This window comes from Hyphomonas jannaschiana VP2 (assembly GCF_000685215.1).
Taxonomy (GTDB): Bacteria; Pseudomonadota; Alphaproteobacteria; order Caulobacterales; family Hyphomonadaceae; genus Hyphomonas; species Hyphomonas jannaschiana.
The window spans coordinates 291,297-313,310 of sequence record NZ_ARYJ01000002.1; the positions used below are offsets into that span (position 1 = coordinate 291,297).

At 63.3% G+C, this 22,014-nt stretch carries 17 protein-coding genes; 13 read left to right on the forward strand and 4 right to left on the reverse strand.

Annotation, left to right across the window (positions count from 1 at the left end; all coding sequences use genetic code 11):
• Nucleotides 1-187 precede the first annotated feature (187 nt).
• Together HJA_RS04175 and queF are read left to right on the forward strand one after the other, a co-directional pair.
• Nucleotides 188-1,207, forward strand: coding sequence for a calcium/sodium antiporter (locus tag HJA_RS04175; protein WP_035578575.1), 1,020 nt, complete (start codon nt 188-190; stop codon nt 1,205-1,207).
• 1 nt (nt 1,208) lies between these two features.
• Nucleotides 1,209-1,676, forward strand: coding sequence for a preQ(1) synthase (queF, locus tag HJA_RS04180; protein WP_035578577.1), 468 nt, complete (start codon nt 1,209-1,211; stop codon nt 1,674-1,676).
• A 3-nt stretch (nt 1,677-1,679) separates the two neighbouring features.
• On the opposite strand, the gene HJA_RS04185 is transcribed toward queF, so the two are convergent.
• Nucleotides 1,680-2,303 carry a nitroreductase family protein gene (locus HJA_RS04185; RefSeq protein WP_081814514.1) on the reverse strand — a complete coding sequence of 208 codons (624 nt, stop codon included), beginning with the start codon at nt 2,301-2,303 and terminating at the stop codon, nt 1,680-1,682.
• 144 nt (nt 2,304-2,447) lie between these two features.
• On the opposite strand from HJA_RS04185, the gene HJA_RS17840 reads away from it, so the two are divergent.
• The 4 genes from HJA_RS17840 (at nt 2,448) to cysE (ending at nt 8,359) form a co-directional block, all read left to right on the forward strand.
• Nucleotides 2,448-3,143: a TetR/AcrR family transcriptional regulator gene (locus HJA_RS17840; RefSeq protein WP_051597343.1), complete on the forward strand. Its 696-nt coding sequence runs from the start codon at nt 2,448-2,450 to the stop codon at nt 3,141-3,143.
• Nucleotides 3,143-4,324, forward strand: coding sequence for an efflux RND transporter periplasmic adaptor subunit (locus HJA_RS04195; protein WP_035578579.1), 1,182 nt, complete (start codon nt 3,143-3,145; stop codon nt 4,322-4,324). Before HJA_RS17840 ends, HJA_RS04195 begins: the two co-directional genes overlap by 1 nt.
• 6 nt (nt 4,325-4,330) lie before the next feature.
• Nucleotides 4,331-7,462 (forward strand): efflux RND transporter permease subunit, encoded by a 3,132-nt coding sequence (locus tag HJA_RS04200; protein ID WP_035578581.1) that lies wholly within the window; start codon nt 4,331-4,333, stop codon nt 7,460-7,462.
• A gap of 84 nt (nt 7,463-7,546) precedes the next feature.
• Nucleotides 7,547-8,359 carry a serine O-acetyltransferase gene (gene cysE / locus HJA_RS04205; protein ID WP_035578583.1) on the forward strand — a complete coding sequence of 271 codons (813 nt, stop codon included), beginning with the start codon at nt 7,547-7,549 and terminating at the stop codon, nt 8,357-8,359.
• 13 nt (nt 8,360-8,372) lie between these two features.
• Here the strand turns inward: cysE and HJA_RS04210 are convergent, their stop codons facing one another.
• Nucleotides 8,373-9,116 carry a phytochelatin synthase family protein gene (locus tag HJA_RS04210; RefSeq protein WP_162177029.1) on the reverse strand — a complete coding sequence of 248 codons (744 nt, stop codon included), beginning with the start codon at nt 9,114-9,116 and terminating at the stop codon, nt 8,373-8,375.
• A gap of 296 nt (nt 9,117-9,412) precedes the next feature.
• Between HJA_RS04210 and HJA_RS17845 the strand changes: the two genes are divergently transcribed.
• The 6 genes from HJA_RS17845 to HJA_RS04240 all read left to right on the forward strand — a co-directional run bounded on the left by HJA_RS17845 (nt 9,413) and on the right by HJA_RS04240 (nt 16,375).
• A complete protein-coding gene (locus HJA_RS17845) occupies nt 9,413-10,621 on the forward strand; it encodes an OmpA family protein (RefSeq protein ID WP_051597345.1) in 1,209 nt (402 codons plus the stop codon).
• Between the two features lie 46 nt (nt 10,622-10,667).
• The gene (locus HJA_RS17850; protein WP_051597346.1) at nt 10,668-12,464 is read left to right on the forward strand and encodes a hypothetical protein; all 1,797 of its coding nucleotides are present in this window, start codon (nt 10,668-10,670) and stop codon (nt 12,462-12,464) included.
• A 116-nt stretch (nt 12,465-12,580) separates the two neighbouring features.
• On the forward strand, nt 12,581-14,314 hold the full coding sequence (locus HJA_RS17855) for an SUMF1/EgtB/PvdO family nonheme iron enzyme (protein ID WP_051597347.1): 1,734 nt from the start codon (nt 12,581-12,583) through the stop codon (nt 14,312-14,314).
• Nucleotides 14,311-14,718: a hypothetical protein gene (locus HJA_RS04230; protein ID WP_035578585.1), complete on the forward strand. Its 408-nt coding sequence runs from the start codon at nt 14,311-14,313 to the stop codon at nt 14,716-14,718. Before HJA_RS17855 ends, HJA_RS04230 begins: the two co-directional genes overlap by 4 nt.
• Nucleotides 14,715-16,097: a hypothetical protein gene (locus HJA_RS04235; RefSeq protein WP_155839858.1), complete on the forward strand. Its 1,383-nt coding sequence runs from the start codon at nt 14,715-14,717 to the stop codon at nt 16,095-16,097. The genes HJA_RS04230 and HJA_RS04235 overlap by 4 nt, the downstream gene beginning before the upstream one ends.
• Nucleotides 16,098-16,165: 68 nt before the next feature.
• A complete protein-coding gene (locus HJA_RS04240; protein WP_035578589.1) occupies nt 16,166-16,375 on the forward strand; it encodes a DUF3126 family protein in 210 nt (69 codons plus the stop codon).
• Between the two features lie 54 nt (nt 16,376-16,429).
• On the opposite strand, the gene HJA_RS04245 is transcribed toward HJA_RS04240, so the two are convergent.
• Nucleotides 16,430-16,858 carry a hypothetical protein gene (locus HJA_RS04245; protein ID WP_035578591.1) on the reverse strand — a complete coding sequence of 143 codons (429 nt, stop codon included), beginning with the start codon at nt 16,856-16,858 and terminating at the stop codon, nt 16,430-16,432.
• A 241-nt stretch (nt 16,859-17,099) separates the two neighbouring features.
• Nucleotides 17,100-18,503, reverse strand: coding sequence for an exodeoxyribonuclease VII large subunit (gene xseA, locus HJA_RS04250; protein WP_035578593.1), 1,404 nt, complete (start codon nt 18,501-18,503; stop codon nt 17,100-17,102).
• A gap of 114 nt (nt 18,504-18,617) precedes the next feature.
• Here xseA and HJA_RS04255 point away from each other — a divergent pair, with 114 nt between their 5' ends.
• Nucleotides 18,618-21,986, forward strand: coding sequence for a pre-peptidase C-terminal domain-containing protein (locus HJA_RS04255; protein WP_081814516.1), 3,369 nt, complete (start codon nt 18,618-18,620; stop codon nt 21,984-21,986).
• The last annotated feature ends 28 nt before the right edge of the window (nt 21,987-22,014 follow it).

Below are 22,014 nucleotides of genomic sequence, written 5' to 3' on the forward strand. Positions count from 1 at the left end.
GGCCATTGATTTAACCATGCGAGTTCTGGACCAGATTCATCGGTATTTCATGAATATGGGAGCTTAGATTGCCTGAATCCTGCATGAATTACGGTAACTTCCTGTTAGTCCGCAGCTGGCTGATGCGGAACCATTGTGCGGCGATGCCCGTAAACTATGTTCAGCTGGTTTTCCGAAAGGCCCTTTGATGGACTATCTTCTGGTGCTGGCGGGCCTTGTCCTGCTGATTTTTGGTGGCGAAGGGCTCGTGCGCGGCTCGGTCGCGGTCGCCCGAAAGCTCAACATTTCAGAGCTTGTGATCGGCCTGACCCTGGTGGGCTGCGGCACATCGATGCCGGAGCTCGTAACCAGCCTGCGCGCCATCGATACCGGCGCGGTCGGCATCTCCATCGGCAATGTCATGGGATCGAACATCGCCAACATCCTGCTGGTGCTGGGCGCCGCGGCGCTGGTAAAGCCGATCCTGACCAATCCCGGTGCGCTGAAACGGGATGCGGCGGTGGTCATCGGCGCGACGGCGGCGCTCTGCTGGCTGATCTGGCTGGACGCGTTCACCCGGCTCAGCGGCTTCCTGCTGGTCACCGCGCTGGTCCTTTACATCATACTGTCGCTGGTCGCGGACATGAAGGGCAACACGCCAGAGGCCGAGATGCATGCCGGTGAGGGCGAGATGGTCGAAGCGCCTTATGGCATCGTGAAAGGCCTGCTGATCGCGCTCGCCGGGCTTGTGGGCATCGTGTTCGGCGCGCGCTTCATGGTCGACGGCGCCGTCGGCATTGCGCGCGACATCGGCGTCAGCGAGGCGGTGATCGGCATGTCCATCGTCGCTGTCGGTACCAGCCTGCCGGAACTGGCGACCTCGCTGGTCGCGGCCCGCAGCGGCAAGGCGGATGTCGCGCTTGGCAACATCATCGGCTCCAACATCTTCAACATCCTCGGCATCCTGGGCGTGACGGCGCTGATCCATCCGTTCAGCGTGATGCAGAACCATGCCGGGGACATCGCAGGCGAGGCCATGCAGGGCGGCGGGCAGAGCATTGTCACCTCCACCGATGTCGGCGCGCTGGTGCTGTCGCTGTTCTTCCTTTTCCTATTCGGCATGACCGGCAAGCGGATCGCGCGCTGGGAAGGGGGGCTTCTTCTGGCGGGCTATGCGCTTTACATGGGGCTCCTGTTCAACATCATTCCAGTTCCGGCGTTGCTCTAAAATGTCTGACAATCCGATCTACCAGAACCTCGGCCAGCTCGGCCAACAGACCGCCCAGCCGCAAAGCCCGGAAGAGGCTGAGCTGGAGCGGGTGCCCAACCCGCATGCCGGGACGCTCTACCTGACGCGCTTCGTGGCGCCGGAATTCACCTCCATCTGCCCGGTCACCGGCCAGCCGGATTTCGCGCATCTCGTGATCGACTATGCGCCGGGCGAGTGGCTGGTGGAGTCCAAGAGCCTGAAGCTCTACCTCACCAGCTTCCGCAATCATGGCGCCTTCCATGAGGACTGCACGGTCTCCATCGGCAAGCGCATCTTCGACTTCACCGAAGCCAAATGGCTGCGCATCAGCGGTTACTGGTATCCACGCGGCGGTATCCCGATCGACGTGTTCTGGCAGTCCGGTGAGGTGCCGGCCGGGCTCTACGTGCCCGAGACCGGCGTCGCCTCCTATCGCGGGCGCGGCTAGGCGCTAGCCTTCCCAGCGGGTGATCTTCTCGGCCATGTCGGCGCGGGGGCGTTCGGGCGGGGCCGCAGTGGCAGTGCCGAGATAGATGAAGCCGGCGACGCGTTCGCCCTCTTCCAGGCCCAGCAGCTTGCCGGCGTCCGCGTCGAAAGCCGGCCATTCCGACAGCCAGTTTCCGGCCCAGCCGCTGGCATTGGCCGCCAGCAGCAGGTTGTAGCAGACGGCCCCGGCGGAGAGTTCCTGTTCCCAGACCGGCGTGCGGCCATCATTTACCGGCGAAGAAATCACGCAGACCACGACCGGCGCGCGCAGCAGCAATTTGCGGGCGGTCTCGACTTCGGGCTCAGGATCGCCCCGTCCGGCGCGGATTTCGGCGAGGCCTTCTCCGAAGCGGGCGCGGGCGTCTCCCTCGAACACGACAAAGCGCCAGGGCGAAAGCTTGCGATGGTCCGGCACGCGGGCTGCGATCTGCAGCAATTCGTCCAGATCGTCCGGCGAAGGGCCGGGGGCACCCATGAACTGCTTGTTGGCGGACCGGCGCAGCGCGAGCAGCGCGCGGGCCTCCGCGCTGGGCCGTACAGCCAGCATGGGTTCACCGAGGGGCGGAGCGGGAGGAAACCTTTTCGTCATATGCCGTCCCTACATTGAACCGATCCGGGCGAAAAGCGGGCTTTCAGACTCTGTGCTTGCCGGGAGGGCGATGACAGTCTATTTTAGTGAACACTGTTCACTTTTCGAACGTTGAACTTTTCGAACATAGATCGTGGCCGCGGTATGGATTCGGACTATCCCCTCGAGCAGACCCCCGCGGTGCGGCGGCGCAACAAGGTGCGCGAGGCAATCCTCGCCGCAGCCGAGCGCATGTTCGCATCTGAAGGCGAAAGCGGCCTGTCGATCCGGCGCCTGGCGGAAGAGATCGATTACTCTCCGTCAGCGATCTACAAATATTTCGGCTCCAAGGAGGAGCTGCTGGAGGAGCTGAAGGACAGTTTCTTCGAGCGCCTGCTGGACCGTGTGGACGGCGTCTCTGCCGCCAACAAGGATTTTCACGACCGGGCCCGCGCCTGTGTGACGACGTATGTCGCCACGGCCACCGCCCGGCCGCATCATTACGCGGCGGCGTTCTCGTCCGTGCCGACGCCGGAAGAGCTGGCCGTGCGCCGGCATCTCAGCTGGGACGATTTCATCGCCACGCCCAAGGGGCAGGCGTTCAAGATCCTGGTCGACCTGGTGGAAGAGGGGCAGGCGCTCGGCGTGTTCGATCCGGCGCTGGAGCCGGTCAAGGCGGCCAAGTCGATCTGGGCGTCCTCCCACGGGCTGGCGCTGCTGATGATCCACATGCCGATCCTGCCGGACGTCCAGCCCTGTCCGACCCAAACCGATGGCGACTTTGTCGCGTATCATGCAGACATCGTGATGCGCGGCCTCGCCGTACCTGCTGAACCTCCGCACAAGAACGGAACACGCTGATGACGAACCCGCACCCTTATGAGGGGAATGAGGTCAGGGAGAAGAAACCCACCGTGCTGAAGGGGCTGGTCTTCCTGCTCCTGCTGATCGCGACCGGCGCAGGCCTGTTCTTTGCTGCGACCCGCCTGCGCAGCGCGGAAGGGCCGAAAGTCGCCCATGAAGCCCCGGCGCCGCTGACTGTGGCCGTGGTTACGGTTGAGCCGACCGACGCCTTCGACCTGAAGGAAAGCTATACCGGCCTCGCCGAAGCGCGCCGCACCAGCATGCTGGGCTTTGCCTCCAGCGGGCGGATCGCGGTGATCCGGGCCGATGTCGGCGACAAGGTGAAGACCGGCGCGCTGCTGGCAAAGCTCGACACGCGCAGCCTGGAGGCACAGCTCGCTTCGGCCAATGCACAGGTGGAAGAAGCCCGGGCATCGCACGATCTGGCGCTCAGCACTGTACAGCGCCAGCGGCAGCTGAAACTGCAGGGGCATGTTTCGCAGCAGCGTGTTGATGAGGCCGAAGCGCAGGCCAACACCGCGCTCGCCCGCGTCGAAGCCGCCAAGGCGCAGGCCGATACGCTCCGCGTCCAGATCGACCTTGCTGCCATCACGGCGCCGTTCGATGGTGTGGTCACACAGCGCCTGTCCGATGAAGGCGCGATTGCGGCGGCAGGCCAGCCGATCCTGGAACTGGTGGAGAAAAGCCATCTCGAAGCGCGCCTCGGCCTGCCGGCCGCCAGTGCGGCGCTGCTGGAGCCGGGCAAGGAATACAAGCTGGTGGCTGACACCGGCGAAGTGACGGCGCGCCTGCGCAATGTCACCGGCGTGATCGATGCCAATCAGCGCACGGTTGGCGCCGTCTTCGACATCGAGAACCCGGATTCGATTGCCGCGGGCGCCGTTGTGAGACTGGCGCTGGACCGCAGCGTGGGAGAGGAGGGCTTCTGGGTGCCTGTGAAAGCACTCTCAGCAGCCTCCCGCGGACTATGGACTGTGTATGTCGCAGACCCATCCGGAGAGGGCTGGAGCGCCGTGCCGCGCCCGGTCGAAATGGTGCACAGCGATGGCGACCGCGCCTATGTCCGCGGCCCGATCCAGCCGGGCGAGCGGGTGATCGTCGATGGCCTGCAGCGCATCACGCCCGGCATGCCGGTCACGCCCCGCGAATCCCAGCGGGCTGACCTGTCTGACGACTGACGAGCCATGACCAAAGCGCTCAGCCTCTTTTACCGCCTGCCGCGCCTGACGGCGCTGGCCATGCTGATCATGATGATCGGCGGTCTGGGATCGATGCTGACGCTGGGCCGTCAGGAAGACCCGACGCTGATTGAGCGCTATGGCTCTGTCGTTGCCTTCCTGCCCGGCGCCGATGCCGAGCGGATGGAAGCGCTGGTGACCGAACCGCTGGAATCGGCGCTGATGGAATTGCCGGAAGTGGATGAAATTCAATCGTCCTCCCGCGCCGGGGTGAGTCAGATCTCGCTGAACATTCGCGACGATCTCGATGCCACCGAAGTAGACAATGCCTGGACGCTGGTGCGCCAGAAGGTGAGCCAGGCGCAGGCGGAGTTTCCGCCCGGTGTCTCCGTACCGGAAGTGACGCAGCAATATGTCGGCGCTGCCACGCTGGTGGTCGGCATCCGCTGGGAGAGCGAGGACGCGCCGCCGCTGGCTGTGATGCGACGTCTCGCGCTGGACCTGCAGGACCGGTTCGAACGCCTTCCGGGTACGGAGCTGACCGAGACCTATGGCTTGCCATCGGAAGAGGTACGCGTGGTCATGGATCCGGACGCGCTGGCGGCGACGGGCCTGTCTTTCCGGCAGGCCGCGGCGGCGCTGGCCGCAGGGGATTCCAAGGCTCCGGCCGGGCGCCTGAGGGCAGAAGGCGGCAATGTCGGCTTCCAGATCGGCGGCGAATTCGACTCCATTTCCCGCGTGCGGTCTGTGCCCATCATTCAGCGCGGCGACGGCACGGCGGTGCGTCTTGGCGACATTGCCGATGTCCGCAAGGGGCTGGCGGATCCGCCTGTGAACATGGCCTTTGAGAATGGCGCGCGGGCCATCCTGATCGGCGTCTATATCTCGCCGGGCCAGCGCGTCGACAAATGGGCAGACACGGCGCATGCCGTCGTGGAGGACTTCGCCCGCGACACGCCGCCGGGCCTCTCCATCCGGACGATTTTCGACCAGAGCAAATACACCAATGCGCGTCTCAACGGCCTCGCGCAGAACCTGCTGATTTCGGCGCTGATCGTCTTCTGCGTCCTGTTCCTGACCATGGGCTGGCGCTCGGCGCTGGTGGTGGGCGCAGCGCTACCGCTGACCGTGGCGCTTGTGCTGATCCTGTTCAAGGTGTTCGGCCATCCGCTGCACCAGATGTCGGTGACGGGACTCGTCATTTCGCTCGGCCTGCTGATCGACAATGCGATCGTGGTGGTGGACGATTTCGACCAGTGGCGCGTGCGCGGACTGAACCGTCTGGACGCGATTGAGCGCAGCCTGAAACATCTTTTCGCCCCGCTCGGTGCCTCGACTCTGACCACGGCGCTGGCCTTCGCCCCGATTGCGATGCTGCCCGGCGGGGCGGGGGAGTTCATCGGCATGATCGGCCTGTCGGTCGTGTTCGCGATCTGCTCCTCCTTCTTCATTTCCATGACGGTCATCCCGGCCATGGCGGGCTGGTTCGACCGGACGCGCGGCTGGGAACGCGGCGAGGCCACCCGCCCGCGCCGCTGGTGGCGGGACGGCCTGACCATTGATTTTGTCTCGGACGGATACCGCGCGACGGTGGAGGCGGTACTGCGCTTCCCGCCACTGGGCATCGTGCTGGGCATCGCTCCGGCGATCCTGGGTTTCTGGCTGGCCGGTCAGTTGCCCAACCAGTTCTTCCCCCAGACCGAGCGCGACCAGTTCCAGCTGACCCTGGAACTGCCACCTGAGGCGAGCCTCGCCGATACCGAAGCCGCGACCCGGCGGGCGACCGAGCTGATCCGGTCCATCGAAGGCGTGAAGGATGTGACCTGGGTGCTCGGGGAACCGGCCCCGCGTGTCTATTACAATGCCATCAACAATACGCGCGGCGTCGAGGGGCTGGCCTCCGGCTGGGTACAGCTGGATAACAATCTCCGTACACGCCAGATCGTCGCAGACGTGCAGCGTATGGTGCGGGCAGAGTTCCCGTCTGCGCGCTTCCTGGCGCTGCCCTACGAACAAGGCCCGCCCGCCGATGCGCCGGTGGAGTTCCGCATTCTTGGCGATGATTTCGAAACACTGAACCGGCTTGGCAACGAGACGCGCGCGGTACTCGCCCAGACGCCGGGCGTGACCTACACGGTCGCCTCGCTGCAACTCGGTGCGCCGACCATGAAGCTCGATGCCGACGAGACCGCAGCGGCGCTGACGGGCGAACGCCTGACGGACCTCGCCGCCGATCTCAATGCCGAGCTGGAAGGCGTGCAGGCGGGTTCCGTGCTGGAAGGCACGGAGGAACTGCCCGTCATGGTGATCGCGCCGGACAGCCGCCGGCGGGAGCTGTCGAATTTGCGCTCCGCCACAGTCGGCTCGGGCTCCGGCGGCACGCCCCTGTCGGCGCTGGGTCAGTTGTCGCTCGATCCGGAGACGGCGGTGATCACACGCTGGGACGGCCAGCGGATGAACCAGATCCTCGCCTATCTGGAGCCCTACACGATCCCGGCGCCGGTGCTGGCTGACTATCAGGCGCGGCTCGACGCGACCGGCTTCACCGTGCCGGCGGGCTACAGTGTCGTGATCGGCGGGGAGGCGGAGAACTCGTCCGAGGCGGTGACCGACCTTGCCAGCGTCGGCGTGCCGCTGATCCTGGTCATGGCCGGGGCGATCATGCTGGTGTTCAACTCCTTCCGGATGATGGTGCTGATCCTGGTGACGGGCTTCCTGTCCATCGGGCTCGCCTTCTTCGGCGTGTGGCTGTTCAACCTGCCCATGGGCTTCAACGCGATTGTCGGCAGCCTTGGCCTGCTCGGCATCTCCATCAACTCGTCGATCGTGGTGCTGAGCCTGCTGAAGGCCGACCCGTGGGCGATGGCCGATGATGTGATCCGCCAGCGCGAGATCGTTGTGGATGCCACGCGCCATATCGTGGCGACCACGCTGACCACGATGGGCGGCTTCATCCCGATCCTCCTGTCGGGGGACAATTTCTGGCTGCCGCTGGCGGCGGGCATCTCTGGCGGCGTCGCCGGATCGGCCTTGCTGTCGCTGTATTTCACGCCCGCAATCTTCCGGATCATGACCTACAAACCCGTCCGCCGCCTGTTCGGCTACCGGCCCGCTTTGCCGGAGACATCCGGCGAATGACCCAATTGTGAGCGCGCCGGGGCTTGATGCCTGCGTCAGGCTGCCCCATGTGAGTTCCACACCCTGAGCAAGAGGGAAGCAGACATGCCAGAGAATCCCGACATCGGCGCCCCGCCGCCCGCCTGGAAGCGCCTGCGCTTCGAAGCTGCAGCTGCGGCAGCAGATGAGCCCTCGCTGGCCGGCTATATCAATGCCGCGATCCTGGCCCATGACTCTCTCTGCGATGCGCTGGCGTATCACCTGGCCGAGAAGATTGGCGACTCCACCATCGGCACCCAGCAAGTGCGGGACATCCTGTGCGATGCCTGCGAGTCCCATGACGAACTCGTCGACAAGGCTGAGGCGGACATGATGGCCGTTCTGGAGCGCGACCCGGCCTGCCGCGGCCTGCTGCAGCCCTTCCTGTTCTTCAAGGGCTTCCAGGCCCTGCAGACGCACCGCATCGCCAACGTGCTGTGGCGTGAAGGCCGCGAAACACTGGCCTTCCATTTCCAGTCCCGCGCGTCTGAACTGTTCGGCGTCGACATCCACCCGGCGGCCCGCATCGGCCGCGGCGTGATGCTCGACCATGCGACCGACATCACCATCGGTGAGACGACCGTGGTCGGCGATGGCTGTTCCATCCTGCAGGGCGTGACGCTGGGCGGCACCGGCAAGGAAGTCGGCGACCGTCACCCGAAAATCGGGCGCGGCGTGCTGGTTTCGGTCGGCGCGAAAGTTCTGGGCAATATCCAGATCGGAGACGAAGCCAAGATCGCCGCCGGCTCTGTCGTTCTGAAGGATGTGCCGGCCCATTGTACCGTGGCAGGGGTTCCGGCGAAGATCGTGTCCGGCCCGTCCTGCTGCCAGCCGGCGAAAACGATGGACCAGTCTCTGCCGGACGCTGCCGACAGCTGAGACACGTACGAGCCTAGTTCAGCTTCCTGCCGACGATGACGTAGCCATGCGTGATGCCTGCACCGGTCTTCACATTCATGGCACGGAACAAATCCTCCGCCGTGATCCAGAACGGCGGGTATTTGTAGCGCGACACATCCAGGATCAGGAACATGTCCGAGTCCGAATGATAGGCGGCGACCGGAGAGATATGACCTCCGGACAGCTGGCCGACTTCGGCGCGGTTATAGTTCACCACAAGGTATTCGGCCGGGGTCTGCAGAACCCGGCGGGCCGTATCGCGGAACACATCAGCCGTGACCGTGCTGGCATAGACCGTCTTCGCGTCGACGCCGTGCGTCTCAAAGAACCGGCCGAGCGTGGAGAGCGGCGTACCCGAACGGCGGATTTCCGAGCGCGGAGTGATGCTGTGCGTCTGGCGCGTGAAGATATTGTTCTGGTCGAACAGGCCGTGCTGGTCTGAATGCGATGTGCCCGGACGGGCGATGCCCAGCGCGTTTAGCACCATGCTCATACTGGCCGGGCCGCAGAAAGTGGGCGTGTCCTGGGTGACGAAGTGCATGCTGAGCGGGACATAATCGGCAATCGCGTCGGCCTCGCGCAGGCGCTGCAGACCTTCGGCAGAATCGAGCGCGATCAGGTTGGCCGGCATGTCGAGCGGCACAGGCGCTGCCGGTGGCGGCATCTGGCGCCGGGCTTCCACCAGCTCATAGCCCAGCCTGGAAACCAGGTGTTTCACGCGATAGCGCAATCCCACGATTCTTTTCTCCATTCTCCGGACGGGACGATTCCGGGGAAGAATGCGAGTTTTGTGCCTGACTGACACCGCGATGCGGCCGGCCGGGACGCGGCGGGATTTCCCTCGCGGCGGGACTCTTGTTCAGTGAAATTCGTATGTCGCACGAATAAATACCGGGCCGGCGCATTTTCTTTCCACATCGGGCCCCCTTTATGCTTGCTAATATTGTTGCTCATTGGCGTTTCGTCTAAATTTACCTCACTGAAAATCTGCATGTTTTCGAAAATACTTCCGCGTCAGAAGGAGGCGGTCGGGTGAGCCATGAAACCGTCGACGGGGAAGAAGAGGCGCGCGTCATGCGTTCGCGCCGCATTGCCCGTTCCGAGGATCACCTGCCTTTCATGCCGTTCGGTCTTGTTCCGCTGGTGGGGCTCGGCCTTCTGTTCCTGATTGCGCTGGGGCCATTTGCCTTCGGCGTGCAGGGGGCCACGAAGCGGGCCGTGACGGAGGCATTGGCGGCCAATGGCGTTGACTGGGCCAAGACGTCCGTCAGCGGACAATCGGTCACGATCACTGGTGATGCGCCCTCCGGCGCCGAGGCGCACAAGGCGCGCCTGATCGCAAAAAGAGCTGCCTCCGGTACGCCCTTCGGCCTTGCCCGCCCGGCGACCCGCGTGACGGTGCCGCAAGGCCCGTATGGCAGCCAGCCCGAGCCGGATGAGACAGAGGCCGCCACGCCGCCGCCTGTCACGCCGCTGCAGGGCGTGACCGATATTGCGGTCGCTGCCCCGTCCTGGACCTTCACGCTGACCCACGGCATCCTGACGCTGAACGGCACGATGCCGGACCAGGAAACGAAGGATGCGGTCGTGCGCCATGCCTTCAACAAGATCTATCCGCCACGCATCACAGGCGTGAACGACTATCTCGACATTGCCGGGCTGGAGGCACCGGAAGGCTATGTCCAGGTCGCGATGCGCGGCGTGAACACGATCGCCCAGTGCGATACCGGGCAGGCAGGGTTCGAACGCGGACGGTTCAATCTGCGCTGTGAACTGCCGGACACGGAGGCCGACGCCGTACGCCGCGAGGCGGTCGCGTCCATGCCGCTCGGCACGGTGGGGCGGATCGACATCCTGCCGCATGATGCGGTCATCAGCTGTGAGGCGGAACTTACCGATTTACTGAAGGATGCGCGGATCGAGTTTGATTCCTCCAGTGCGGTGATCGATGCTTCAAGCAATGCGCTGCTGGACGCGGTCGCGGCAGCGGTGAAGACCTGCCCCGGTACGCTGCGCATCGAAGGCCACACCGATTCCACCGGCCCGGAAGATGAGAATGAAGTGCTGAGCCGCAACCGCGCGCTCGCCGTCCGTAATGCACTTGTCGCCCGTGAGGTCGACCCGGAGCGCCTGATCGCCGAAGGCTATGGCGCGTCGCGGCCGGTCGCCGGAAACACCACACCGGAGGGGCGCGCGCGCAACCGCCGGATTGAGATCCGCGTCGTGCGGGCGTCCGAATGAGTATTAACCCAACTGGGGGCGTCCGCCCCCGCCAAGAGTAACACCCATGCTGTTCCTGCTGCTCCAGATTTTCCTGCTGATGGTCCTCGCCGCCTTGTGCGGGGCGGGCCTTGCCTGGTGGTGGTTCCGCCGGAACTACGAGGATGTCACTGTCTATCACGAGGAACTCGTGACCGCGGCGGCGAAGGAACAGCCCCAGCCGGTGACGAAGGAAGACCTGAAGGCGGAGCTGACAGAGCGCCTTGCCAGCCTCGCCCCGCCGGACCTGTCGCCCGTCCATGAGCGGCTTGCGAAGATCGAGAGCGCCCTGTCGCTGACCGGCAGCGCCGGTCTCGGTGCGATCAATGACCGTTTCACCGAGATGCGCGGCCTGCTGACCGAAGTGCGCGAAACCGGCATGGGCGGACTGGAAGGCCGGCTTGGCCGGATGGAAACGCTGATGCAGCAGCCGGATGATGCGCTGGAAGGCGTCGCTGGCCGGCTGTCCGAAATCGAAAGCATGCTGGTCTCGGTCTCGAACGAAGTGGCCAGCCTGCAGAACACAGACCTCGACCCGGTCGAGATCCGGCTGTCCCAGCTGGAAGAGCTGGTCCGTAACCTGACCATGCCGGAGGTGGATCTCGGCCCGGTACATTCCGGTCTTGCCCGGCTGGAACTCGCCATCGAAAATCAGGAGTTCCCGGCCGTGGACTTTGAGCCGGTGCGCACGCACATGGCCGCCATGGAAGCGCGGCTGGCCGAATTCGCCGACCGGATCGACACGGCCCGCAAGGCCGACATTGAGGAGCTGATGATCCGCATGTCGACGCTGTCCTCGTCGCTGGCGGGCCTGCGCGTGCCGGACCTCGACTCGGTGAAGGAGCGCCTGGCAAAGATCGAGGAAAGCATTGCAAACATCGACCTGCCGGAAACCGACTTCACACCGCTGGTCAACGAGTTCCGCAACATCGAAGGCATTCTCCGTGCGCCGTCCGACGACATGCGCGTGATGCACACCAAGCTGGCCGACATTGAGGGCGGCAGTGCGTCGCTGCATTCCAAACTGTCGGGTGTGGAACACACGGTGTCGATGCTGGCCCGGTCCGGCGTGGACCTGACGCCGATCCAGACGCGCCTCGGCAGTGTCGAAAGCGCGCTCGCCTCGCTGCGGGTGGAGATGCAGTCCCTGCCAGACTTTGGCCCGATGGAGCGCCGCCTGGCGGCACTGCAGGACTCCATGCTGGCCCTGCGCGAGCCGGACCTGTCGCCGGTGCTCTCCTCCATGCGCAAGCTGGATGCCCGGCTGGACATGGGCAGCGTCGACAGCCGCCTTGCCTCGATCGAGTACACGCTGGCCGCGCTGAACCATATCCTGCGCGCGCGGGATTTCGGCCATCTGCGCGGGGAGGGCGAGTATGTCTACCGCCAGCCGGCCGCCCCGCCGTTGCGGCCGGAGCCCCAGTCCTTTGCGACGATCGATCAGGTGTTCCCGAAGGCTCCGCCGCCGCAACGCCCGGCCGAGCCGGAACCGGCCCCTGAGGCTGAGCCTGCGCCGGAACCAACCGGTCATCCGCTGGAAATCGCCCTACGCCCCGGCGACAAGGCGAACCTGCTGGTCGAGCCGGCCTTCGGCAATGAGGACGACCTCGAGGAGATCAACGGCATCGGCCCGATGCTGGGCGAGCTGCTGAACGAGATCGGCGTCTATTATTTCTGGCAGGTCGCCGAATGGGGCCCGGCAGAGATCGAATGGGTCGACAACAAGCTGGAACATTTCAAGGGCCGGATCGAGCGGGATGAATGGGTCAAGCAGGCCAAGGAACTCGCCAAATTGCCAACCTCCGCAAAACATCCCGCCGGCTGATCAACGCTTCCCGGAACGTCTTTATCTTCCCCTTTTCCCTTCCGCCGAATTGCGGTTAGGGTAGCATTGAGTGCTGGGGATGAAGGTGACGATCTCAAGGGAAGGGGACACGTGCCATGCTTCGCCTATTCCTGCTTGGAATTGCAGGTTTTTTTGCCGTGCTGGCCGCTCAGGCTCAGGCGGTTCAGCCTGCGCGCTATGCGCTGGTCATCGGAAATTCTGACTATCAGCAACGCGGATGGCAGCTCGCCAATCCCGCAAATGATGCCCAGCTGATGGCCGAAACGCTGGCGGAGGTCGGCTTTCAGGTCGATCTCGTCCTCAATGCCGGGGAAGACCGGATGGAGGAGGCGTTCGCCGCCCATGGCGCCCGTCTGAAGGCTGGCGGCACGCAGGCGGTGGGTGTAATCTATTACGCCGGACACGGTGTGCAGTCGCAGGGGCTGAACTATCTGGTGCCGGTGGATGCCAATGCCCGGTCCGAACAGGACATCTGGCGTCAGGCGCCGCGCCTCGGCGACGCGCTGCGCTATGTTGAGGATGCGGGCAATGCGGTGAACTTCGTGATCCTCGATGCCTGCCGGGACAATCCGCTGCCCAGTGCCACGCGCAGCACAGGCGGCGGTTTGGCTGAAGTGAAGCCCGCGCGCGGCCTGCTGATCTCCTATTCCACGGCGCCCGGCTATGTCGCCTATGACGGGGACGGCACGAATTCCGCCTTCGCGCTGGCACTGGCGCAGACGCTGAAGCAACAGAACCTGATCGCCGAACAGGTGTTCAAGCGGGTGGCAGACAATGTGAATGCCGCGACCGGCGGGCTGCAGACGCCATTCTACAATTCCGGCCTGACGGGGGCCGATTTCTGCTTTGCAGGCTGCAGCGGCGCCCCGGCGCCTGCACCCACGGTGATTTCGGACTCGGTCCTTTCCACTCGCCTGCCAGCGGGGACGCGTTCCACCGCATCGACCGGTGAGACGCCTGTTGCGGACCCGGCCGCATCGCCTGTAGCAGGCACCGTCTCCACACTGGTGCGTCAGGCCGCTTTTGCGGCAGCGGCCAATGGCGGCCCGGTCGAGGCGCGCAAGTTCAGTGACTGCACGGATTGCCCGCAAATGGTCGCCATTCCGGCCGGCACATTCCTGATGGGCTCCCCGGACACAGAGCCCGAGCGTAAGGAGACCGAAGGCCCGCAATGGCAGCCACAGGTCGCGACATTTGCCGCCTCAGAGAACGAGATTACCTGGGACGACCTGGACGCTTGCATCGTGGCAGGCGGCTGTGCCGGGAACAAGGCGAAGGCCGAAACACGGTCAGACCGCTGGAAGCGCGGCGCCATGCCGGTGGTCAACATCACCTGGTGGGAGGCGATGGACTATGTCCGCTGGCTGAACGAACAGGTGGAGGGCGAACCCTATCGCCTGCTGAACGAAGCCGAATGGGAATATGCGGCCCGTGCAGGTACCACGACTGCGTTCAACACCGGTGACTACCTCACTGACAAGGACGCGAACTTCAATGCCGGCGGGCGCCAGTACAATGGCGGGCCGAAAGGAAGCTGGCCGCGCCAGCCCATGCCGGCCGGGGCCTATCCGCCGAACGCATTCGGCCTCTACGACATGCACGGAAATGCCGCCGAATGGGTCGCCGATTGCTGGTTCCACGATTATATGGGCCGCTATGGTGATGCCGCGGCAGAACAGGGCGCGGAGAAATGTTCCCGAGTCGTGCGCGGCGGCGGCTGGGAAAAGATCCCGTCCTATGTCCGCTCCGCCGTGCGGGACGCGTTCCCCTCCAGCGGCCGGGACGATGCCATCGGCTTCCGCGTGGCGAGGGATCCCGACCCGTCATGATCCAGTCCATCAGCCCCCTGATCAGCCATCACCGGGACGAGTTGAAAAACCAGTCCCGGCTGAACCGGACAATTCTGATCGGGGCGATGCTGGCGGCACTGGGCGCCTTCAGCATATTCCTGCTGACGCTGTTCGGACACTATCCGCTGCCTGTCGGCGAGAGGGTCTTCTCGAACAATCCTGAACGCATTCTCGGCGCGTCGAACTTCTTTGTCGCCACGGCGATCGGCGCGGCCCTCAGAATGTGGCGGATGCGCCAGACGCGGATCAAGCTACTGATCGCGGAAGCGTTCCTGCGGGAAAATGAAGAGGAAACCGGCCTGCGCCTTCTACTGGAGCCGATGTTTGGTGCGAATGTCTGGCGCGGGACCAAGCTGAAGGATGCTGGGGGTACAGAGTGGTGAGCAGCGAAGAGAACACGAAACCATCACCGGTCACATCGCTCGACCTGTTGATGGAACTGCAGGGGGAGCAACAATCCTTCCGCTTTCTCGTGCGGGCGCTGTCGGCATTGCTGGCGACCGCTGCGGTGATCGCTGTCGGCAGTGTGATCTATTTCTATTTCGAGCTTCAGGGCCTGCGCGCCGAATATGCCCGGCAGGCGCAGCTGAATGAGGTGAACCTGCGTATCGTCGCCGGGGAGGCCAGCCGCCAGAGAGAGTCGACGCAGGCCCAGCTCGTGGCCATCCGCGAAGAGAACGAGGCCGCCCGCCGGCAGGCTGAACTGTCGCGCGAGCTGCAACAGGCTGGCTCGCCGGGGCAGATCGCCTCCTACAAGGACCGCGCCGTTTCGATTGCGCGCGGGCACATCCTCGGCAAGACGATGAATGAGGTGACCTCCCAGGTGGTCGCTATGGTGCTTCGTACCGATCAGAGCGGCAGTGTCAGCCTGCTGACAAATGGTGAGCGCGTACTGATGCAGGCTGCGCTGGACGATTGGGGTGGGCAGGTCGAGTCCGCGACGGTGCGCAGCGAGTTCCAGAGCCTGCTGGACGACAGCGCCGCCCTGCCGGATCAGGCGATCGGTGCCGCTGGGCTCGCCATGCTGGAATACCGCAAGGCAGACGGCAATTCCCTCGGCTGGAACCGGGGCTGCTCCACCGTGGTGGATTATGTGAACCAGGCTGTGGCCCGCGGCCTGAACGAGCCGATGCTGCTGCTCTGGAAAGGCCAGTGCCTGCGCAAGCGCGGCGATGCGCTGCTGGCCTATAATGCGTTCAGCCAGGCGGCGAAGCTGATGGAGGCCGACCCGGAAGACATCACGCTGGAACAGTCCCAGATGGCGCACCATGGCGTCGGCACGACGCTGATCGCGCTGGCCGCTCAATCGCAGCTGCCGGAAGATCGTGACCGCAATCTCGCCCTGCAGGAGGCCCTGTCGGAGCTCCGGATCGCGGCCAAGATCCGCGCCGACCGTGGATCCACCCGGGTCGGGGTGGCGTATACGGAAGAAAACATGGGGTTCATCTATATCCTCGAACAGGACTGGCCGGCCGCGCTTTCCCACACCGAGAATATCGATCATATCCTGCCGCTCGCCTGGAACCTGACCGTGCGGAACATTGCCGCGCGCGAAAACGAGCAGGCGCTGAAGCGGGCCGGGGCCAGCCGCGAAGCGGTGCAGGAGATGCGGCGTATTCAGAACGATACCGCCATGGTGCTGTCGCTGATGGATTGCGGCCAGATCGACAAAGCGGAGTTGATGCGCCTGTTGCCGCAAGCCTATTCCGACGATGTCGACGAGCTGGCCGCGCATTGCCTTGTGGAATCGGGCGGGATTTGATGCAGCCTTGCTGTTGAACCGCAAGCGAAACCAACTAGGTTGCGCCTCGCAAGAAAAGGACACCGATCATGAACCGCGAAGAAACGCTCCGCCTTGAGGCCTATCTCAAGGAAAAGCTGAACCCCGGCCTGCGCCTGCTGCCGCGCGACAAGACCGACGATTCCGTCGAAGTCTATCTCGGCGCCGAGTTCATCGCTGTGGTCTACAAGGATGTCGACGAGGGCGAGACGTCCTACCAGTTCCAGATGACCGTGCTGGAAGAAGACATCAAGGGCTAAGCTGACAGGACCGTCCCGGCACCGGAACGGTCCTGTCAGCCATATGCACCTGCCCTAAAAGGGCAAGGTGCATATGTCTGGCTCGACCCATTCGCGGCGGGCTCTTGCGCTGAACAGCGTGTCGCGGTGCCAATACCTGAAAATCCAGTCCGGCTTTCCGCAGGGGCCAGCCAGCAGTCCAGACAGGACGGTATGCAGCGGCGTGCCGTCCGGTGCTGTGCGCCAGGCGTGCTCGGCCGCTTTCAGCGAGGCGATGGTGATCGTCTCGTGATAGCCTTCTGTCTCTGTGTTCCGGCCGCCGACGGATTCATTATAGGCGCGGATCATGCCGGGCATGTCACGGTGGGCCGATGCCGCATCCTCAGCGATCAGGCCAAGGGCGGCCGCCCAGTGCGCGGCATGGGTCCATTTCTCCTTTGGCAGGCTGCGGCTGCGGAAGCCTTCCAGCAATTCCGCGATGTCGTCATCGGTTTTAAAACTCATTGTCTCAGTCCTTCAGTTTGTGGCGGGGCCAAAACAAAAGCCCCGCCGGGTGGCGGGGCTTGTTCGGTCGAGTGCTTGTCTGACGCGTGGGGTCAGTCAGGCAGTCGCCAGGCACAAGCACGCGCCGGCTGGATGAGCCGGGTCTGTTGCTGAACGGTGATCGCGTGTTTGTGCATGAGGGGGCGGGTAGCGAGTCCTGCCGTGGATGGCAAGGCCGTATTTATCCGTAGGCGGAGACGGCCTAGAAAAGTGAGCCCTGCTGGCCTTTTGGTTTCGCTTTGGCCGGTTTTGAGGCAGGCGCCGGGGGGGATCCGGGTGACCCGCTCGGGATAGCGGTCACATCCCCATCTGCGAAACTGATCTTCAGGCTGGCGGCGTTTGCGGCCGGGCCGGCGGAGCGGACGAGCTTGCCGGCATCGTCGCGCACCAGCGCATAGCCGCGCTTCAGCGTCGATTGGTATGACAGCGTTTCGAGCAGCTTGCCTTGCGCGGCGAGGGCGGTTTCACGCTGCTGCATCAGACGGTTCAGCGCGGGCCGAGCGCGCACGGCGACGTCGCGCAGGCGCTGTTTCGAGGTGCGGATTTCGCTGCGCAGGCTGGCCGGGCTGATGGTCAGGCGCGAGAGGTGGACGCGCGCTTTCTGCGTCAGGGCGAGGGCGGCGCGCGGCAGGGTCGCGGCGGCATAGTCCAGCCGCTGGCGCTTGGTCTGCAGCAGGCTTTCCGGGCGCGGCAGGCGGGCCGCGTTCAGCTTGTCCTTCGCCTGTCCGGTGCGGCGGGCGAGGGCGCGCTTCAGGCGTTCGCTGGCTTCGCCGGTCTGCAGCAACAATTCTTGGCGCACGGGCACGGCGATCTCGGCAGCGCCGGTCGGCGTCGGGGCGCGGGCGTCGGAGACATAGTCGATCAGCGTCGTGTCGGTCTCGTGGCCAACGGCGGAGATCAGCGGGATCTCGCTGTCGAAGGCGGCGCGGACGACGTTCTCTTCATTGAACGGCCAGAGGTCCTCGATGGAGCCGCCACCGCGGGCGACGATCAGCACGTCTGGGCGGTCAGCGCCGGTCATGGCGTTGAAGCCCTTGATACCTGCAGTGATCTGCGCGGCGGCCTGGTCGCCCTGAACCAGCGCAGGCCACACGATCACGCGCACTGGGAAGCGGTCGCGGATTCGGTGCAGAATATCGCGGATCACGGCGCCGGTCGGGCTGGTCACCACGCCGATGGTGCGCGGCAGGAAGGGCAGGCGCTTCTTGTGCTCGGCTGCGAAGAGGCCTTCGGCGGCGAGCTTTTTCTTTCGCTCCTCCAGCAGGGCCATCAGCGCCCCGGCGCCCGCAGGCCGCATGGAGGCAGCGATCATCTGATAGTTCGACCGGCCCGCATAGATCGACAGTTTGCCCGTGGCGATCACTTCCAGGCCTTCTTCGGGCCGGAAAGGCAGCCGGTCGACCTGGCCTTTCCACATCACCGTGTTCAGTACGGCCTTGTCGTCCTTCAGGTCGCAATACATGTGGCCGGAGCGGGCGATGGTGACCCGGCCGAGTTCACCGCGCACGACCACATGGTCGTAATTGGTCTCGATCGTCCGCTTGAGGCTCGCGGCGAGATCGGAAACGCTGAGGGCGGGATCGTTTGAGGCAGGGGTCTCTGACATGCCCCTTTTCTGAACGCGGTCGCCCGCCGGGGCAAGGGGATGGCAGCGAGACATTTGCTTGCTGGCCCGGAAGCGGTGGGATAAATACTGTCAACTTGTAGGCGGGAGCTCAGAATGCGGGCAGTTGATTTTCGCTTGGATGGAGAAAAATACTCCTTCTGGCACCAGTTTTCCGTAGCTTTCCCGGACGTCTCTTTTTCCCCCTCCTCTGCGTACATTCCGACAGGTGATTTTTTTCCGAAAATAATCGGGCAAGAGACCGCCTGGAATGCAGGTCCGGCAGACGACTTTGCCGGGGATACATCGACGACAGGACGGATCGGGCTCGACGGCCAGTTCGCTGCTGGCACGCTCGACTGGAATGGTGACAGCGACTGGTTTTCCTTCAGAGCCGAAGCCGGAGAGCTTTATTCGATCGACTTGCTGCAGCGGGCAGGCGAGCTGCAGAACTATGACATCAAAGTCTATGACAGGTTCGGCAACCAGTTGCCGGAGTGGATGTATACGAGCGGGGACCACTACGAGGTCTATTTCGCGACTAGTGGCCGCTACTATGTCGAGTTCTCCTCCTCGGACCGGCTGGACAGTGGCCAGGGGGAATATGTCCTGGGGCTCACCCGCAGGGACGAAGTGGGCGGCACGCCCGGGACCGCTGGCGTGTTGCCGTCGGATGGATCCATCGTATGGGGTGATACTGACTTTTCGGGCGATGCGGACTGGTACGCGTTTGAGGTAACGGCCGGACAGCACTTCTATGTAGATCTCGGCGGCCAGTTCAATTCGACGCTCACCCTCTACGACCAGAATGGCATTGCCATGGCATCCGGTTCTTCCGGATTGGATGGAAACGGACAGGTTCAGCTGGAGTACGACTTTGCCGCTGGGGGAACGTACTATTTTGGAGCCAGTGCCGATGGGCCGTATTCCCTTCAGGCGATAGAAGACATTGCTTCAGACGGCATGGACACCTCCGTGGAGCTTCCGATCAATGGGGTGCGGCAGACGGTCGAAATCAGCAGCGAGACCGATGTGGACTGGCTGAGACTGGATGTTGCGGCCGGGCAGACGGTCTGGTTCCATGCGGACAATTACAGTTTGGAAGACCTCAGCGTGAACCTGCGCGGGCGTGCAGGGGGGCTCCTGCTTCAAGACGCTACCGCCGATGGCGATTTCAGTTACACCTTTGCACGCGCGGGCACCTATTTCGTCGACCTCTCATCCACGGGACGTTCAAATGTTTTCCTCCGCGCATGGTCTGAACCGGCTGACATTGCGGACAATGTTTCGACGACTGCCGAGCTGGTTCTGAATGGGGATACAGGAAGTTTCTTTACCAGTGAGAACTACGCTCAGGACCATGACTGGTACCGCGTAACCCTGCAGGCAGGTGAAACCCTGTACGTTTCGCTGACGGCGGATGTAGGGGCGGTCAGTATGGGGATGGAATTGTATGATTCAGATGGGAAGGCCATGCCGTCTTATCATGCCAACCCACGATCCCTTGTTGACAGTTTCACAGTCGCTGAATCCGGCACGTATTATCTTGACGTTCATGGTGTCGGAAGCGGCGCTGCATATTTCATTCAGACGCGGACGCATCATGACGATTATGCTGACTCGGAGGGGTCCAGCTATACGTCGGGCCCGGATGCGAATGCGCCGGTCGGCGACCTTGTAATTGATGGAGTTGTGGAGGGGCAGATTGAGGCGCCTCTGGATTCGGACATCTTTTCCCTGGATTTGTCGTACTACCAGCTTGTTCATGTCACTCTGACACTGGACCGCCCCATGAACGGGACTCTGGATCTGGTCGTTGGTGCCAGTTCTGGTCAGGGTGTCCTGCTGAGCTATGAGCAGTCGGTGGTGCATGGCGTGGCGGAGGCGTGGTATTTCATGTCGACCAACGGCACGTTATCGGCAACCGTATTGAGCGGAAACGTTGGCTATACCGGGGGGTATACGCTGGAAACGGAAGTCAATCCTGACGACTATGGTGATACACCGGAAACGGCCGGTTATCTCGGGGCGGATGGCGTCGTTCAGAGCTGGATCGAGACCAATGACGATGTCGACATGTTCAGCCTCGATGTGCGTGCCGGTCAGGTTGTCCAGTTTGAATGCGACGCCCAGGCCCTGTTCGGCTATGGTATGCAGTACCCGGAGCTGAAGATATATGACGCGGGCGGGGAGTTGTTGCTCACCATTCCGTCAGACTATCAGACGGTGAATCTGGCGCTTGTGCAGTTTGATGCAACAGGCACCTATTATGTTTCCGTAGAGGCTGGAGGAAACCTGGTTCCGAACAGGGTGCCGGGAACCTATACGCTGTCCGCGACGACCTATTTCGATGATTATGGCGCGGATTCTATTCATACACCTAATGAGGTGTTCGGGTCTCCCAACTCGGATGACATAATGGGGACTGTCTGGGGTGACGTGATATTTGGTAACTTCGGATATGACACCCTGCGCGGGTGGTATGGCGATGACTTCCTGTACGGAGGTCTTGGGGATGATGACTATGAGCCCGGAGCCGGGGCTGATACGATTTACTACCGGATGGGAGACGGTAACGACCGGATCTTTGGATTTGATTTTACGGAAGATCACATCATCCTGGAGGGAAATCCGTATGCGACGTTTGATGAAATGCTACGATACATGCAGGCGTTTTCGTCGTCCGCGAATATTGGTGGGATCAATCAGCCGGCAGTCGTGCTGACTCTTGGCAATGGTGATACCATCACTTTCGTCGCAACGACGATGGACGAGATAACGCCGGAAGCTTTCGGATACACAAATGGTCCGCGCAATATATCCCAGACCACGCATGGAACTGTTTTCTTCGATTATATAACGGGACACGATACCGGAGACGCCTTCTGGGGGCATGGCGGCGATGACTACTATTTCGCCGGCGGCGGCGGTGACTGGCTCTTTGGCGGAGAAGGGACGGACCATCTTCTGGGGCAGGACGGAGACGATCACATTTCGGGCGGAACAGGATCGGACAAGCTGATTGGCGGAATGGGCGGGGACGTTTTCGTCGTCGGACATGACAGCGCTCAGGATACGATCTCCGATTTTGCCTTCTTCGAAGACCGGATTGAATTTGTGCATGGCTCCGGCGTGACGGACTTTTCTCAGGTCCAACTGACGCAGAGCGGGCAAGATGTGCTGCTGGAAGCGGGGGATGTGCATGTCCTGCTGCGGAATGTTGTCGTTGAATCGCTGAATGCCAGCATGTTCGTCTTCGACCAGCTTGCCGGGCCGAACGCCGGGTCGGAAGCTTTTGGCCAGGGGGATGTGTCCGCGGCTGGCGGCGCAGTGACGCTGCTTGACCTGCTCGATTTCGAGCCGTCGGCCCAGGGGCTGCCGCTGGACCTGCCGATGCACGGACTTGATGATGCCTGGGTCAGTCGTGATGGTCCGGACTGGGTGCTGCTGGACCATTTGGGTGACATGGGCGGTTACTGGGCTTGACCCGGTCTCAGATAGCGCTTCCGGTCCC

Excerpts from the sequence above, each read along its gene's own strand:
- HJA_RS04175 (WP_035578575.1), top strand. The coding sequence starts at position 188 with ATGGACTATCTTCTGGTGCTGGCGGGCCTTGTCCTGCTGATTTTTGGT.
- queF (WP_035578577.1), top strand. The coding sequence starts at position 1,209 with ATGTCTGACAATCCGATCTACCAGAACCTCGGCCAGCTCGGCCAACAG.
- HJA_RS04185 (WP_081814514.1), bottom strand. The coding sequence starts at position 2,303 with ATGACGAAAAGGTTTCCTCCCGCTCCGCCCCTCGGTGAACCCATGCTG.
- HJA_RS17840 (WP_051597343.1), top strand. The coding sequence starts at position 2,448 with ATGGATTCGGACTATCCCCTCGAGCAGACCCCCGCGGTGCGGCGGCGC.
- HJA_RS04195 (WP_035578579.1), top strand. The coding sequence starts at position 3,143 with ATGACGAACCCGCACCCTTATGAGGGGAATGAGGTCAGGGAGAAGAAA.
- HJA_RS04200 (WP_035578581.1), top strand. The coding sequence starts at position 4,331 with ATGACCAAAGCGCTCAGCCTCTTTTACCGCCTGCCGCGCCTGACGGCG.
- cysE (WP_035578583.1), top strand. The coding sequence starts at position 7,547 with ATGCCAGAGAATCCCGACATCGGCGCCCCGCCGCCCGCCTGGAAGCGC.
- HJA_RS17850 (WP_051597346.1), top strand. The coding sequence starts at position 10,668 with ATGCTGTTCCTGCTGCTCCAGATTTTCCTGCTGATGGTCCTCGCCGCC.
- HJA_RS17855 (WP_051597347.1), top strand. The coding sequence starts at position 12,581 with ATGCTTCGCCTATTCCTGCTTGGAATTGCAGGTTTTTTTGCCGTGCTG.
- HJA_RS04230 (WP_035578585.1), top strand. The coding sequence starts at position 14,311 with ATGATCCAGTCCATCAGCCCCCTGATCAGCCATCACCGGGACGAGTTG.
- HJA_RS04240 (WP_035578589.1), top strand. The coding sequence starts at position 16,166 with ATGAACCGCGAAGAAACGCTCCGCCTTGAGGCCTATCTCAAGGAAAAG.
- HJA_RS04245 (WP_035578591.1), bottom strand. The coding sequence starts at position 16,858 with ATGAGTTTTAAAACCGATGACGACATCGCGGAATTGCTGGAAGGCTTC.
- xseA (WP_035578593.1), bottom strand. The coding sequence starts at position 18,503 with ATGTCAGAGACCCCTGCCTCAAACGATCCCGCCCTCAGCGTTTCCGAT.
- HJA_RS04255 (WP_081814516.1), top strand. The coding sequence starts at position 18,618 with ATGCGGGCAGTTGATTTTCGCTTGGATGGAGAAAAATACTCCTTCTGG.